Origin of the sequence: Streptomyces sp. B3I8, from assembly GCF_030816915.1 — a bacterium.
In the GTDB taxonomy this organism is placed as follows: Bacteria; Actinomycetota; Actinomycetes; order Streptomycetales; family Streptomycetaceae; genus Streptomyces.
On record NZ_JAUSYN010000002.1, the window covers coordinates 3,758,961 to 3,772,903 of the forward strand.

Sequence of the window (13,943 nt, forward strand, 5' to 3'; positions counted from 1 at the left end):
GGACCGCTACCCGGAGTACTGCAGGAGACAGCGATGTCCCAAACGGCTCACGAGCCCCACGAGCCCGAGACCCCGCATCTCGACTTCGAAGGCACGACCCCCTACGAGGACTACGTACGGGCCGACGTGCTCACCCACCTCCAGCATCCCCTCTCCGACGATCCCGGAGAGATGGTCTTCCTGGTCACGACCCAGGTCATGGAGCTGTGGTTCACCGTGATCGTCCACGAGTGGGAGACCGCCGCGCACGCCCTGCGCACCGCGGACGACGTCCCCACCGCGATCGCCGCGCTCAAGCGTTCGATACGGGAGCTGGAGGCGCTCAACGCGTCCTGGACCCCGCTCGCGCACCTCACCCCCGCGCAGTTCAACTCGTACCGCTCCGCCCTCGGCGAGGGTTCCGGCTTCCAGTCGGCGATGTACCGGCGCATGGAGTTCCTGCTCGGCGACAAGTCCGCGTCCATGCTGGTCCCGCACCGCGGCGCGCCCCGTGTCCACGCCGAGCTGGAGAAGGCGCTGCAGGAGCCGAGCCTCTACGACGAGGTGCTGCGGCTGCTGGCCCGCCGGGGTCACGCCGTCCCGGAGTCCGTGCTGCGCCGTGACGTGTCCCGACGTTACGAGCCGTTCCCGGAGGTCGAGCGGGCCTGGACGGCCGTCTACGCGGGCGATCCCGAGGACGAGCTCGCCCGGCTGGGCGAGGTGCTGACCGACGTCGCCGAGCTGGTGTGGCGCTGGCGCAACGACCACCTCGTCGCCACCCGGCGTGCCATGGGCGCGAAGGCCGGGACGGGGGGCTCGGCGGGAGTCGCCTGGCTGGAGAAGCGCGCGCGGAAGAACGTCTTCCCCGAGCTGTGGACGGCGAGGTCCCATGTCTGAGTCGCCGACCGGGATCGGGAGCGGGACCGGAACCGAGTCCGAGTCCGAGTTGGTCGTACGCGCGCGGAAGCTGGACGCCGACGACGACCTGGCCGGCACGCGCGCCAGGTTCGTCCTCGACGACCCCGGCGGCCCCCTGGGCGCCGCCGTCTATCTCGACGGCAACTCGCTCGGCGCGCTGCCCGTCGGTGTCGCCGAGCGCGTCGAGGACGTCGTACGCCGGGAGTGGGGCGCGCTGCGGATCCGCTCCTGGGAGGAGAGCGGCTGGTGGACGGCGCCGGAACGGGTCGGCGACCGGATCGCCCCGCTGGTCGGCGCGGACCCCGGGCAGATCGTGGTGGGCGACTCGACCAGCGTCAACGTGTTCAAGGCGCTGGTGGGCGCGGTGCGGCTGGCGCGGGGCGGCGACGCCGGGGACGACGGGGGCCCGGTCCGGGACGAGATCCTGGTGGACGCCACCACCTTCCCTTCCGACGGCTACATCGCCGCCTCCGCCGCCCGGCTGACCGGCTGCGTCCTCCGCCCGGTCGCTCCCGACGACGTTCCCGCCGTCCTGCGCGACCGCGGCGGCCGTACGGCCGCGGTGCTGCTGAACCACGTCGACTACCGCACCGGCCGGCTGCACGACCTGCCGGCGCTGACCGCCGCCGTGCACGCGGCGGGCGCGGTCGCCGTCTGGGACCTGTGCCACAGCGCGGGCGCGCTGCCGGTCGGTCTCGACGCGCACGGCGTGGACCTGGCGGTCGGCTGCACGTACAAGTTCCTCAACGGCGGTCCGGGCGCACCGGCGTTCCTGTACGTGCGCCGGGAGCTCCAGGACCGCTTCGACTCGCCCCTGCCCGGCTGGAACTCGCACGCCAGGCCGTTCGGGATGCGCCCGGAGTACGAACCGGCGCCCGGCGCCCTGCGCGGCCGGGTCGGCACCCCCGACATCCTGTCCATGCTCGCCCTGGAGGCGGCGCTGGACGTGTGGGAGGGGGTGAGGATCGAGGCGGTGCGTGCCAAGTCGCTGGCGCTGACGGACTTCTTCCTGAGCTGCGTCGAGGCGTATCTGCCGGCGGGGCGGGTGGCGTCCGTGACCCCGGCCGCGCACGCGGAGCGCGGCAGCCAGGTGGCGCTGCGCTGCCCGGACGCGGAGGAGGTGATGCGGCGGCTGATCGGGCGCGGCGTGGTCGGTGACTTCCGCGCCCCGGACGTACTGCGTTTCGGGTTCACCCCGCTGTACCTCGGTTTCGCCGACGTGGAGCGGGCGGCGCGGGTGCTGGCGGAGGTGGTGGCGGACGTGGACGCGGAGGGGGACGCGGGCAGGGACGTGGAGGGCGACGCGGACGGGGACGCGGAGGGGCACGCGGACGGAGGAGTGGTGCGTCCGTCCGCCTCTCACCGAGCGTGACATCCGGGTGCGGCCGCACGTCACGGGGCTGATACCGTCCCGGCCAACGGCCGGGACACCACCGGCCGACGTGAGCCCAATTCCACACTGCCGCTGAGAGGTTGGACCATGCCGGACCAGGCCGCCGCCGCTGCCCGCGACGCCGCCGAAGAGGCGTCGGCCTTCTCCCACCCGCCCGTCGCACCGGACGCCACGGCCGCGTACGGCGATCACCCCGACCAGGTGATCGACTTCTACGCCCCGCGCGGCGCGGCCGGAACCGCCCCGTCCGGGGCGGAGGCGGCGGGTACCGCCGGGACGGCGGGAACGGCCCCGCTCGTGGTGGTGCTGCACGGCGGGGCCTGGCGGTCCCGGTACGACCGCCGGCACGTCACCCCGTTCGCGGCCTTCCTGGCCCGCCGCGGCTTCGCGGTGGCGAACGTCGAGTACCGGCGGGGGGCGACGGACCAGCCGGCCCCGGCCCCTGGAGACGCGGGGGCGACGCCGGTCGCCGGGCGGTGGCCGGAGACGTTCGACGACGTGGCGGCCGCGCTGGACGCGCTGCCCGCGCTGGCGGGCGAGGTCCTCCCGCAGGCGGACACGCGCCGTACGGTCCTGACCGGCCACTCGGCCGGCGGTCACCTCGCCCTGTGGGCCGCGGCCCGGCACCTCCTGCCCGCCGGCGCGGCCTGGCGCACCGACCGGCCGGCCCCGCTGCGCGGCGTGGTCGCCCTCGCTCCGGTGGCGGACTTCGAGGTCGCCGAGAAGCTGTCGGTGTGCGAGGGCGCCCCTCGCCAACTGCTCGGCGGCGACGAGCACTTCGCGCTGCGCAGGGCGTACGCGGACCCGTCGCTCCTGCTGCCCACCGGCATCGCGACCACGCTGGTGCAGGGCCGTACGGACGTGGTGGTCCCGCAGGCGGTGGCGGAGTCGTACGCGGACGCGGCGGCCAAGGCGGGCGAGGTGGTGGGCCTGACGCTGCTGGAGGACGTCGGCCACTTCCCCCTGATCGACCCGGCGGCGGACGCGTGCGCGGTGGTGGCGGAGGAGATCGCCCAACTGGCGTGGTGAACGCGGCCCGGCGTCCCCGCGGCGGCAGCGGTAGTACTTGAGAGGGAGGCCCGGAGACCCCTCCCGGTGAGGACGACGGTCCCCCGCCCGCCGCCTACCGTCGTCCCTGTGACCGAGACGACGCAGACGCAAGTGATTCCACCGCGGAGCGGGATGACGGCGCGCACCCCGGAACTCCGCCTGGCCGCCGACGTATTGAAGGGCCTGCGGCAGGACCTGTTCCTCGACGCCCTCGCCTACCGCCCGTTGCCGCCGATGCGTGCCGACGGCCCGCTGATCCGCGGGCTGCCCCGCAGGGTCCGGGAGTACGCGGCCCGGACGCCGCACGCCCTGGTGGCGGCGGCCGGCACCGTGGCGATGCTCGTCCTCTGGGCGACGCGGGACAGGGGCGCGGTGGCCGTGCTGGCCGGACTTCTGGTGCTGGCGCCGGTGCTGCTGACGCTGGCCCGGCCGGTGGGCGCCTTCTGGCTGTCCCTCGCGGTGGCCCCGGTCGCCACCGAACTGCTGGACGACGCCTGGAGCGACTGGCCCTGGCCCGTCGGTGTGTTCGTGTCCCATCTGACGGTGCTCGTGGTCGTCGCGATCCGCACCCGGCCCCGTACGGCGTGGTGGATGTGGCTGCTGACCGCGGTGTACAGCCTGTCCACCGGTCCGTTCTTCACCGGGAACCACTACCAGCCCGCCAACACCGCGCAGATGCTGACCACTTCGGCCGTCCTCCTGCTCGCGGTGACCGTCTGGCACATACGCCGCACCGCCGAGCGCCAGGTCACGGCGGAGCAGACGCAGACCGCGCAGGAACGCTCCCGGCGCACCCTGCTGGAGGAGCGCACCACCATCGCCCGGGAGCTGCACGACGTGGTGGCCCATCACATGTCGGTGGTCGCCATCCAGGCGGAGGCCGCCCCGTACCGGGTCGAGAACCCGCCGCCCGAGCTGGAGAAGGCCTTCGTCACCATCCGGGAGAACGCGGTGGCGGCACTGACCGAGCTGCGGCGCGTCCTCGGCGTCGTCCGCGCGGAGGACTACGAGGTCCCGGACGCCCCGCAGCCCACCCTGGCCGACCTGGACGCCCTGCTCGCCAATGTGCGGGGGGCGGGGCTGCCGGTGGACAAGGTGGTGACGGGCGCGGTGCGGGAGCTGCCGCAGGGTGTGGAGCTGTCGGCGTACCGGATCGTGCAGGAGGCGCTGAGCAACAGCCTGCGGCACGCGCCGGGGGCGGGCGCCCGGGTCGAGATCGGGTACGTCCTCGGCGGGCTCGGACTGCGCGTCGTCAACGATCCGCCGCCGCAGCTCTCCCTGGTCAAGCCCTCGCCCGGCGCCGGGCACGGCCTCACGGGGATGCGCGAGCGGGTCACCATGCTGGACGGTGGGATGACGGCCGGCCCGACCGAGGACGGAGGGTACGAGGTGACGGTGTTCCTGCCGGTCGCCACCGCGCCCGCCGGCGGCACCGGGGGCGAGGCGTGAGGGCGGGCACCGCGGGCGGTGCGGGCGACCGTCCCGCGATCCGGATCGTGATCGCGGACGACCAGATGATGGTGCGCGAGGGCTTCTCGGTCCTGCTCAACGCGATGCCGGACATGGAGGTCGTCGGCGAGGCGGTCAACGGGCGGGAGGCGGTGGAAAGGGTCCGGGAGCTGGCCCCGGACGTGGTCCTCATGGACATCCGCATGCCGGAACTGAACGGTATCGAGGCGACCCGGGAGGTCGTCGCGGCCGACGGGCGGACGAAGGTGCTGGTGCTGACCACGTTCGACCTCGACGAGTACGTGTACCAGGCGCTGCGGGCGGGGGCGTCCGGGTTCCTGCTCAAGGACGCCTCGGCGCGGCAGCTCGCCGACGGGGTGCGGGTGGTGGCCGCCGGGGAGGCGCTGCTCGCGCCCTCGGTGACCCGGCGGCTGATCACGGAGTTCTCCCGGCTGGCCGACGCCCCGAGAACGCCGGCGACGACCCCGGGCGCGTACGGGGAGCTGACCGAACGGGAGACGGAGGTGCTGGTCCTGATCGCGCAGGGGCTGTCCAACGCGGAGATCGCCGGGCGGCTGGTGGTCGCCGAGTCGACGATCAAGACGCACGTCAGCCGGGTCCTGGTGAAGCTGGGCCTGCGCGACCGCACCCAGGCGGCGGTCTTCGCCTACGAGGCCCGCCTGGTCACCCCCGGCTGACGCCACCCCGCGGACTCCCACGGGCCCGCCCCTGGCTGACGCCACCCCGCGGACTCCCACGGGCCCGCCCCTGGCTGACGCCACCCCGCGGACTCCCACGGGCCCGCCCCTGGCCGGCCGGGCCCCGCTCGGTTAGCGTCCCCGCATGGCTGCTGTTGTGTCCGACCTGGCGTTCGACCCCTGGGACCCGGGGTTCGTGGCCGACCCGTACCCCGCCTTCGCCGAGCTGCGCGCCTGGGGCCGGGTGCTGTACTACGCGCCGACCGACCAGTGGCTGGTGCCGCACCACACGGACGTCGCGGCGCTGCTGCGGGACCGCCGGCTCGGCCGGAGCTACCGGCACCGCTTCTCGCACGAGGAGTTCGGCCGCACCCCGCCCCCGCCGGAGCACGAGCCGTTCCACACCCTCAACGACCACGGCATGCTCGATCTGGAGCCGCCGGACCACACCCGCATCCGGCGGCTGGTGTCGAAGGCGTTCACCCCGCGCACGGTGGAGCGGCTGCGGCCGTACGTGCACGGTCTCGCGGACGAGCTGGTGTCCCGCCTGGTGGCGGCCGGCGGCGGCGACCTGCTGACGGACCTGGCCGAACCGCTCCCGGTCGCGGTGATCGCCGAGATGCTCGGCATCCCGGAGTCCGAACGCGCCCCGCTGCGGCCCTGGTCGGCCGACATCTGCGGGATGTACGAGCTGAACCCCTCGCGGGAGACGGCCGAGCGGGCGGTACGGGCGTCGGTGGAGTTCTCCGACTACCTGCGTGACCTGATCGCGGCCCGTCGGAAGCACCCCGGCGACGACCTGATCTCGGGCCTGATCGCGGCCCACGACGAGGACGACCGCCTCACCGAGCAGGAGATGATCTCCACCGCCGTCCTGCTGCTGAACGCGGGCCACGAGGCGACCGTCAACGCCACCACCAACGGCTGGTGGGCCCTGTTCCGTCACCCCGAACAGCTCGCCGCCCTGCGCGCGGACCACTCCCTGATCCCGTCCGCCGTCGAGGAGCTGCTGCGCTACGACACCCCGCTCCAGCTCTTCGAACGCTGGGTGCTGGACGACATCGAGATCGACGGCACGGTGATCCCCCGGGGCGCGGAACTCGCACTGCTGTTCGGCTCGGCCAACCACGACCCCGAGGTGTTCGAAACCCCGCAGACCTTGGACCTCGCCCGCCGCGACAACCCGCACATCTCCTTCAGCGCCGGCCTCCACTACTGCATCGGCGCGCCCCTGGCCCGCCTGGAACTGGCGGCCTCCATGACGGCCCTCCTGACCCGGGCCCCCACCCTGCGGCCGACGACGGAACCGGAGCGCAGGCCCAACTTCGTGATGCGCGGCCTGCGGGCCCTGCACGTGGAGGTCGCCTGAAGCCGGCGGCGCACCGGCCCGTCACCCGCCCCGAGGCGACACCGACGGCAACGTCAGCCCCCACGCGCCCTCCCGTGCCTCCCACGTGCGGGTCCGTACCGGGCCGCAGAGCACCGTGTCGTCGGCGCGGTAGTGGAAGTCCGCGCCGGACACCGTGACCCGGCGCCCCGTCGCCCGCAGCGTCTCCACCGCCGCGCCCGGGGACACCGGCCGCAGCTCCACGGTGACGAGACCCCCCGCGCCGCCGGGTCTCACCGACACCGACTCCAGCGGCTGGTCCAGGTCCACCACCGTCTCGCCGTCGACCTCCACCCGCAGCCGCTGCGGGTCCCCGCCGCCGGACCGGGCCGGCCGGGCCGCGAGCGTGCGCACCAGGGAGCGGCAGGTCCGCAGCCAGGGCCGCGGCCGGCCCCCCGCCGCGCCTCTCCCCGCGCCTCCCGCCGCCTCCGCCCCGAACCCCCATCCGTCCTCCGGCCCGCCGTCCCCGGGGAAGCCCCCGGCTCCGGTCCCGGCCCCGGACGGGATGCGCACACCCCCCAGCACCACCCCGTCGCTGTCGTCCACCAACAGGTCGAGCCGCCGCTCGCGCCCGTCCAGCACCGCCCGCGCCGCCGCCACCGCGCTCCCCGGCAGCCCCAGGGACCGCGCCAGCGCGACCGGGCCGCCCACCGGCACCATGGACAGCGCGCACCCGGCCAGCTCCCGCCGCCGGTGCAGCAGGGCCACCGTCCGCAGCAGCGCCCGGTCGTCGCCCACCACCACCGGCCGGCGCGCGCCCCGCCGCAGCAGCGCCCGGGCGAACTCCTCGGGCCCGTCCGGCAGGCACACCTTGGTGGCCGCCCCCGCGCTGAGCACGTCCTTCGCGATCCGTACGGACTCCCCGTCGGTGCGCCGGGCGGCCGCGTCCACGACCACCAGGAGCTGTTCGGACGTCGCGGAAGGGGACGCGGAAGTCATCGCGGTAGTCGCCACCTCGGCCATGCCTCGCTTCCTCGGGTAGCATCTTTGTGCAAGAGCCCCTTGCGCTATTGCGCCAGGGGCTTCGTCTATACCGGGGCATCCGGGTCCGACGGTGCGCGGCCACACAAGGTCGCCGGGGTGCGCGGCACATGGTGGTGCCGTGCACGCCCCCGACCTTGGACATGCCCCGCCCGGAAGGGGTGTACGCGCGTGCCCGCACTTGTGCTGCTCGGTGCTCAGTGGGGTGACGAAGGCAAGGGAAAGGCGACCGACCTGCTCGGTGGCTCCGTGGACTATGTGGTGCGTTACCAGGGCGGCAACAACGCCGGCCACACGGTCGTCGTGGGCGACCAGAAGTACGCGCTCCACCTCCTCCCTTCCGGAATCCTCACCCCGGAGTGCACTCCGGTCATCGGCAACGGCGTCGTCATCGACCCGTCGGTCCTGTTCTCCGAGCTGAACGGGCTGAACGAGCGAGGCGTCGACACGTCCAAGCTCCTGATCAGCGGTAATGCGCACCTCATCACGCCGTACAACGTGACCGTCGACAAGGTGACGGAGCGGTTCCTCGGCAAGCGCAAGATCGGCACCACCGGCCGCGGCATCGGCCCCACCTACGCCGACAAGATCAACCGCGTCGGCATCCGGGTGCAGGACCTGTACGACGAGTCGATCCTGACCCAGAAGGTCGAGGCGGCGCTCGACGTCAAGAACCAGATCCTCACCAAGCTCTACAACCGCCGCGCGATCGCCGTCGACCAGGCCGTCACGGAACTGCTCACCCACGCGGACCGCCTCAAGCCGTACGTCTCCGACACCACCCTGGTGCTGAACGACGCGCTCGACGAGGGCAAGGTCGTCCTCTTCGAGGGTGGCCAGGGCACGCTGCTCGACATCGACCACGGCACGTACCCCTTCGTGACCTCGTCCAACCCGACCGCGGGCGGCGCCTGCACCGGCACCGGCGTCGGCCCCACGAAGATCACCCGGGTCATCGGCATCCTCAAGGCGTACACCACCCGCGTCGGCTCCGGCCCCTTCCCGACCGAACTGTTCGACGAGGACGGCGAGGCACTGCGCCGCATCGGCGGCGAGCGGGGCGTCACCACGGGCCGCGACCGCCGCTGCGGCTGGTTCGACGCGGTCATCGCCCGCTACGCGACCCGCGTCAACGGCCTGACCGACTTCTTCCTCACCAAGCTCGACGTCCTCACCGGCTGGGAGCGCATCCCGGTCTGCGTGGCCTACGAGATCGACGGCAGGCGCGTCGAGGAACTCCCGTACTCGCAGACCGACTTCCACCACGCGAAGCCGATCTACGAGACGCTCCCCGGCTGGTCCGAGGACATCACCAAGGCCAAGACCTTCGCCGACCTCCCGAAGAACGCGCAGGACTACGTGAAGGCCCTGGAGGAGATGTCCGGCGCCCCGATCTCCGCCATCGGCGTCGGCCCGGGCCGCACGGAGACGATCCAGGTCAACTCGTTCATCTGAGCCGTCCACCGCGCTTTCCCGCGGGAGCCGGTGACCGACAGCAGTGGTTGTCGGTCACCGGCTCCCGCGTTCAGCGGCCGAGCCGTCGCCGGGTGCACAACCCGTCAGCCCTGCTCGGGCTCCTGCGGGGCGTGGAAGCCGGTCGTGTCGAGGACGCAGTCGAACGGCTCGGGGAGGGGGAGCTTCTCGCCGAACGGCTTGGTGAGGCGGCACTCGTAGCCCTTCGCGTACGGGCCCCAGAAGACGATGTTCCCCCTGACGATCTCGGCCTTGAAGCCGACCGGCACGTTCAGGTCGTCGAGGGTGTGCAGCATGCCCTCGAAGCTGTGGGGATCGGTGCCGGTCATTGTCATCGGTCGCTCAGCCATCACCGTCATGATGCCTCCTTCCCCCTGCGCCTATCAGCCGACCGGGAGAGTAACTGGACAAACACGTCGAGTGACAAATCACCGTCTCAGCTGAAGACGATCATCGAGCCCTGGGCCAGGCTCCGGGTCGCCGCCGCGTGGAGGCCGAGCCAGACGTGGCGTTCGCGGGCGAAGGGGCTGGGGTCGTAGGGGGGCGCGGGGGCCGGCTCCTCCAGGTCCGTGGGGCCCGGCGGGGGCTGGGGCGCGGCCGGGGGGTTGGCCGGGTCGATGCCGATCGCCGGGGCCACCGCCTCCAGTTCGCGCAGCAGGGTGAGCGAGGAGCCCAAGGGGCCGCCGCCTGCGAGGAGTTCGTCGTTGGACAGCGGGACGGGGAAGTCCACGGGGACGTACGCCCCCGCGTGGTCGTAGTGCCAGACCAGGTGCGAGCGCTGGGCGTTCGTCTCGAACATCTCCAGCAACTGCTCGTAGTCGCCGCCCAGTTCGTCCACCGGTGTCACCGCGAGCCCGCACACCTGGAGCAGGTACGCCCGGCGCAGGAAGTGCAGGGCGTCGTAGTCGAAGCCCGCGACCGGGGCGACGTCCCCGGACAGCCCCGGCATGTACTGGTACACCGGCACCGGGCCCATTCCGGCCTCGGCGAGCGCCTTGTCGTAGAGCGCGAGTTCCTCGGCGAAGGGGTTGTCCGGGGTGTGGCACAGCACGTCGACGAGCGGGACCAGCCAGAGGTCACAGGCCAACGGGGAACTCCTCGTGATCAAAGGGGGGACGGTCCTTCGGAGGGCCTTCGGCAGGGGTTCGGCAAGGATGCGGGAGCCCTGGCAAAGCCTAACGAAGGGTGTGCGGTCAGGGTCGGGCGTCGCCGCCCGGCCGGGTCGTTATGGTGCCCTTCCCGTCCAGGTCCCACACCCACACCCCGCCCACCCACGTACCGGGGTCGCCGGTCAGGTCCTGCACGGTCTTGCGCAGCGCCTCGTCGCCTGCCTGGGGGGCCAGCACCAGCACGCCCGCCTTCCAGTACGCGAAGTCGGCCCGCGCCTGCTGCCGCCAGCTCCGGATCTCCAGGTCGGGCGCGGTGCCGCTGTTGCGGACGTCGCTGAAGAGGTTGGAGGTGGCGCGCGGGACGGCGCCGTAGATGCCGATGCGGTCGGGGCCCCAGGGGCCGTTGAAGTAGCCGCCCGGCAGCTTGAAGCCGAGGTGGGCGGCGGTCTGCCAGTGCAGCGCCTCCGCGTACCCCGGGTCGGGCAGCGGCACCGGCACCAGGCTCTCGCCCTCGCGGACGTACGACTTGTAGGTGCCGTCCGCGATGAACGCCGGGACCTTCTCGCGCGGGACCGTCCTCAGCGGTGCCGGGACGATCGGCAGCAGTGCGGCGACGACGGCCGCCAGGCCGACGAGCCGGGCGCCCGTGAGGACGCGGATGGACGTCCCGGCCACCGGTTCCGGCGCCAGGCGTTCCGGCACCAGGCGCTCCAGTGCCAGCGCGAGCAGCATGCCGAGCGCCGGCGCGCACACCATCGCCACGCGCCCCTCGATCACCGACTCGAACAGCGGCCGGTGCGCGAGCAGCTTCCACGGCCCCGGCAGGGTGGTGTCCGTCAGCGGGACGCGCACCTCGGGCCCGAGCGACAGCAGCGCCGCCCCCGCCGCCGTCACCGCCAGCGCCTTGACCAGCGCCCTGTCCCACAGCCGTACGACGATGCCGAGCGCGAGCAGCGCCAGTGGCCAGCCGTAGAAGGCGTTCTGCTCGGTCGGGTTCAGCGACAGCGCGTTGGCGTGGTCCGCGTCGCCCGCCAGCGAGCGCTCGGCGAAGGCGAGCAGGGCGAGCGGGCTGTTGCCCGCGTTGTCGCCGTGCAGCACGCTCTTGTAGCTCTGCGGCCCGAAGAACTGCCAGTACAGCGCGAACGACACCAGCGGCAGACAGACAGCCACCGCGATGCCGAGCCCCTTCGCCAGCGGCCGCCACGCCGCCCGTGCCACGTCCGGGCGCAGGGCGGCGTACGTGCCCGCGAACAGCACAAGACCCAGCGAGGTGAGCAGCAGCGGCTCCTCGCCCAGGTAGATCTGGTATGCCGTCATCACGCCGAGCACGATCCCGTCGTGCCCCACTCGGGTCCCCACGCACAGCCGCAGCGCCCGGTCGATCATCAGCGGGATCATGAACAGCACGACGAAGTTGGGGTGCGCGTTGGCGTGGCTGACCATCGGCGGCGCGAACGTGGCGAGCGCCGCCCCGGCGAAGGCCGCGCCCCGGTGCCGTACGACCCGCTTCACGATCAGCCGGTACCAGGCGGTGGCCGTCGCCGCGAGACCCAGTGTCATCACCAGCGCCAGCGACACCGCGGGCCCCAGCCACAGAGTGAGCGGGGCGAACGGCACGCTCAGCCCCAGCATGACCGTGTTGGCCATGAGGTTCACGCCGTCCGGGAAGCCCTGGAGGGTGGTGAAGAGGGGGTTGCGCAAGTGACTGACGTTGTCGGCGGTGACCGCGAAGAACCACTCCCACTGGTTCTGGTCCTGGAGGGAGTCGGGCAGATAGCGGTGGCCGGGGTCGGCCCAGCGGCCGGAGTACAGCGCGAAGGACAGCAGCAGGAACAGCACCGGCACCAGCAGGTCGGCCGGGCGCGTCGCGCGCACCCTGAGGACCGCGAGTTCGGCGAGCATGCGCCCGTAGTCCAGCGGGCGCACCTTCGAGCCGGGCTGGTGCGACCAGCGCACCGGAACCTCGGCGACCGGCCAGCCGGAGCGGCGGAAGTGCTGGAGGATCTCCACGTCGATGCCCCAGCCGTCGAGCCGGGAGGCGGCGAACGCCTCGCGCGCCCGGTCGCCGTCGAACAGCTTGAAGCCGCACTGGGTGTCCCGGATGCCGGGGACGGCGACCTGGCGTATCAGCACGTTCCCGGCCCGGCCGAGCAGTTCCCGTATCCGGTGCTGGTGCCGTTCGATCGTGGCGCCGGCGGTGGCGCGGGAGCCGATGGCGGCCGCGTGGCCGTCGGTGAGCGCCTTGTCCAGCCGGTCCAGCTCCTCGATGGGCGCGGCCAGGTCGGCGTCGGTGACCAGCACCCGGCGGCCCCGGGAGGCGAGCACGCCGAGCCGCAGCGCGTTGCCCTTGCCCCGGTTGCCGGGGCTGCTCACCAGGCGTATGCGCGGTTCGCGGGCGGCGGCCCCGGCCACGACCTCGCCGGTCGCGTCGGTGGAGCCGTCGTCCACGACGACGATCTCCCACGCGTGGGGGTCCGCGCCGTTCCCGGCGCCGGCGGTCCTGCTCAGATACGTGACGATCGCGTCCAACGTGGGCGCCAGGCGCTCTTCCTCGTTGTACGCGGGCACGACGACCGTCAGGTCGATGGAGGTGGCCGACATGTCCTCTATGACGTCCTGGGCGGCGGTCCGGCTCATCCGACGGCCGCCAGCCGTTCCAGCAGGGCCAGGGAATGCGTGTCGTACGCGGTGACGACGGAGTGCGCGCCGGCCGGGTCGCGCCGGGCGAGCGCGTCGACGAGGTCGGTGTAACCGGTCCAGAACAGCCCGTGCGGCACGGGCGCCCCCGGAGGGCGGCCGGGGTCCGGCGGTCCGCCGGTGGCGCCCGGTCCGCCGGTGGCGCCCGCCCGGCGCAGCAACTGCACCGTGCACGCCCAGGTCTGCACGCGCAGCCGGTGCAGGAAGTCGGTGAGGTGGACGTTGCCGTACAGCTCGCCGAGCTCGCGCCAGAAGCGGACGTCGTAGCCGACGAGCACGCCGAGGTCGCCCGCCGCGGCCGCGCGCCGGGCCTCCTCACCGCGCCGCCGCACCCCGGCGAGCGTGCCGGCCGTGCGGGGGTCGGCGTCCGGGTCGAAGCCGGTGGCCGTGAGCCGGCGGAAGATGCCGTCGGTGACCAGGGCGCGGGCCTGGAGCATGCTCCGGTGGTCCGCCGGGGAGTACGCGCGCACCGCGAAGCCGCGGTGCTGCGCCGCGTCCAGCAGCCCCTGCGCGGACAGGTCGACCAGCGCCTCGCGGACGGGGGTGGCCGAGACGCCGTACTGCTCGGCGATCTCCTTGACCGTGAACTCCTGCCCCGGCTGGAGCCGGCCGGCCAGCACCTCGTCGCGGAGGGCGTCCGCGAGCTGCTGCCGGAGGGTGCTGCGGGTTACGGCGCCGTTGCCGCCGATGCCGGGCATGCTGGCCTCGCTCCCATCCGCGTGAGGGTACGCGCGCGGAGTGCGCGCGGGGGACGTGCGTCCGCGAAACGTACGTACGCGCGAGGCACGCACCTTTCTCCGAGCACGTCA

12 protein-coding genes are annotated in these 13,943 nt (G+C 73.3%); 7 read left to right on the forward strand and 5 right to left on the reverse strand.

What is annotated here, in order from left to right:
• Positions 1-33 precede the first annotated feature (33 nt).
• The 6 genes from QFZ64_RS18825 (at position 34) to QFZ64_RS18850 (ending at position 6,856) form a co-directional block, all read left to right on the forward strand.
• Positions 34-876 carry a tryptophan 2,3-dioxygenase family protein gene (locus QFZ64_RS18825; RefSeq protein ID WP_307067265.1) on the forward strand — a complete coding sequence of 281 codons (843 nt, stop codon included), beginning with the start codon at positions 34-36 and terminating at the stop codon, positions 874-876.
• On the forward strand, positions 869-2,269 hold the full coding sequence (kynU, locus tag QFZ64_RS18830; protein ID WP_307067267.1) for a kynureninase: 1,401 nt from the start codon (positions 869-871) through the stop codon (positions 2,267-2,269). The genes QFZ64_RS18825 and kynU overlap by 8 nt, the downstream gene beginning before the upstream one ends.
• Positions 2,270-2,377: 108 nt before the next feature.
• Positions 2,378-3,319, forward strand: a complete 942-nt coding sequence (locus tag QFZ64_RS18835; RefSeq protein WP_307067270.1) for an alpha/beta hydrolase — start codon at positions 2,378-2,380, stop codon at positions 3,317-3,319.
• A gap of 108 nt (positions 3,320-3,427) precedes the next feature.
• Positions 3,428-4,789, forward strand: a complete 1,362-nt coding sequence (locus QFZ64_RS18840; protein WP_373430630.1) for a sensor histidine kinase — start codon at positions 3,428-3,430, stop codon at positions 4,787-4,789.
• Positions 4,786-5,487: a response regulator gene (locus QFZ64_RS18845; RefSeq protein WP_373430631.1), complete on the forward strand. Its 702-nt coding sequence runs from the start codon at positions 4,786-4,788 to the stop codon at positions 5,485-5,487. The genes QFZ64_RS18840 and QFZ64_RS18845 overlap by 4 nt, the downstream gene beginning before the upstream one ends.
• A 145-nt stretch (positions 5,488-5,632) precedes the next feature.
• Positions 5,633-6,856, forward strand: a complete 1,224-nt coding sequence (locus QFZ64_RS18850; protein ID WP_307067272.1) for a cytochrome P450 — start codon at positions 5,633-5,635, stop codon at positions 6,854-6,856.
• Positions 6,857-6,877: 21 nt separating this feature from the next.
• On the opposite strand, the gene QFZ64_RS18855 is transcribed toward QFZ64_RS18850, so the two are convergent.
• Entirely contained in the window at positions 6,878-7,837 is a 960-nt protein-coding gene (locus QFZ64_RS18855) for a diacylglycerol kinase (protein ID WP_307067274.1), read from the reverse strand.
• Positions 7,838-8,026: 189 nt separating this feature from the next.
• On the opposite strand from QFZ64_RS18855, the gene QFZ64_RS18860 reads away from it, so the two are divergent.
• Entirely contained in the window at positions 8,027-9,310 is a 1,284-nt protein-coding gene (locus QFZ64_RS18860; protein WP_307067277.1) for an adenylosuccinate synthase, read from the forward strand.
• A 104-nt stretch (positions 9,311-9,414) separates the two neighbouring features.
• Here QFZ64_RS18860 and QFZ64_RS18865 read toward each other — a convergent pair whose 3' ends face one another.
• The 4 genes from QFZ64_RS18865 to QFZ64_RS18880 all read right to left on the reverse strand — a co-directional run bounded on the left by QFZ64_RS18865 (position 9,415) and on the right by QFZ64_RS18880 (position 13,832).
• Positions 9,415-9,687: a hypothetical protein gene (locus QFZ64_RS18865; protein ID WP_307067278.1), complete on the reverse strand. Its 273-nt coding sequence runs from the start codon at positions 9,685-9,687 to the stop codon at positions 9,415-9,417.
• Between the two features lie 77 nt (positions 9,688-9,764).
• Positions 9,765-10,415, reverse strand: a complete 651-nt coding sequence (locus QFZ64_RS18870; protein WP_307067280.1) for a hypothetical protein — start codon at positions 10,413-10,415, stop codon at positions 9,765-9,767.
• Between the two features lie 106 nt (positions 10,416-10,521).
• A complete protein-coding gene (locus QFZ64_RS18875) occupies positions 10,522-13,074 on the reverse strand; it encodes a dolichyl-phosphate beta-glucosyltransferase (RefSeq protein WP_307067282.1) in 2,553 nt (850 codons plus the stop codon).
• On the reverse strand, positions 13,071-13,832 hold the full coding sequence (locus tag QFZ64_RS18880; RefSeq protein WP_307067284.1) for a GntR family transcriptional regulator: 762 nt from the start codon (positions 13,830-13,832) through the stop codon (positions 13,071-13,073). The genes QFZ64_RS18875 and QFZ64_RS18880 overlap by 4 nt, the downstream gene beginning before the upstream one ends.
• Positions 13,833-13,943 lie beyond the last annotated feature (111 nt).

Excerpts from the sequence above, each read along its gene's own strand:
- QFZ64_RS18850 (WP_307067272.1), top strand. The coding sequence starts at position 5,633 with ATGGCTGCTGTTGTGTCCGACCTGGCGTTCGACCCCTGGGACCCGGGG.
- QFZ64_RS18835 (WP_307067270.1), top strand. The coding sequence starts at position 2,378 with ATGCCGGACCAGGCCGCCGCCGCTGCCCGCGACGCCGCCGAAGAGGCG.
- kynU (WP_307067267.1), top strand. The coding sequence starts at position 869 with ATGTCTGAGTCGCCGACCGGGATCGGGAGCGGGACCGGAACCGAGTCC.
- QFZ64_RS18825 (WP_307067265.1), top strand. The coding sequence starts at position 34 with ATGTCCCAAACGGCTCACGAGCCCCACGAGCCCGAGACCCCGCATCTC.
- QFZ64_RS18865 (WP_307067278.1), bottom strand. The coding sequence starts at position 9,687 with ATGACGGTGATGGCTGAGCGACCGATGACAATGACCGGCACCGATCCC.
- QFZ64_RS18875 (WP_307067282.1), bottom strand. The coding sequence starts at position 13,074 with ATGAGCCGGACCGCCGCCCAGGACGTCATAGAGGACATGTCGGCCACC.
- QFZ64_RS18880 (WP_307067284.1), bottom strand. The coding sequence starts at position 13,832 with ATGCCCGGCATCGGCGGCAACGGCGCCGTAACCCGCAGCACCCTCCGG.
- QFZ64_RS18855 (WP_307067274.1), bottom strand. The coding sequence starts at position 7,837 with ATGGCCGAGGTGGCGACTACCGCGATGACTTCCGCGTCCCCTTCCGCG.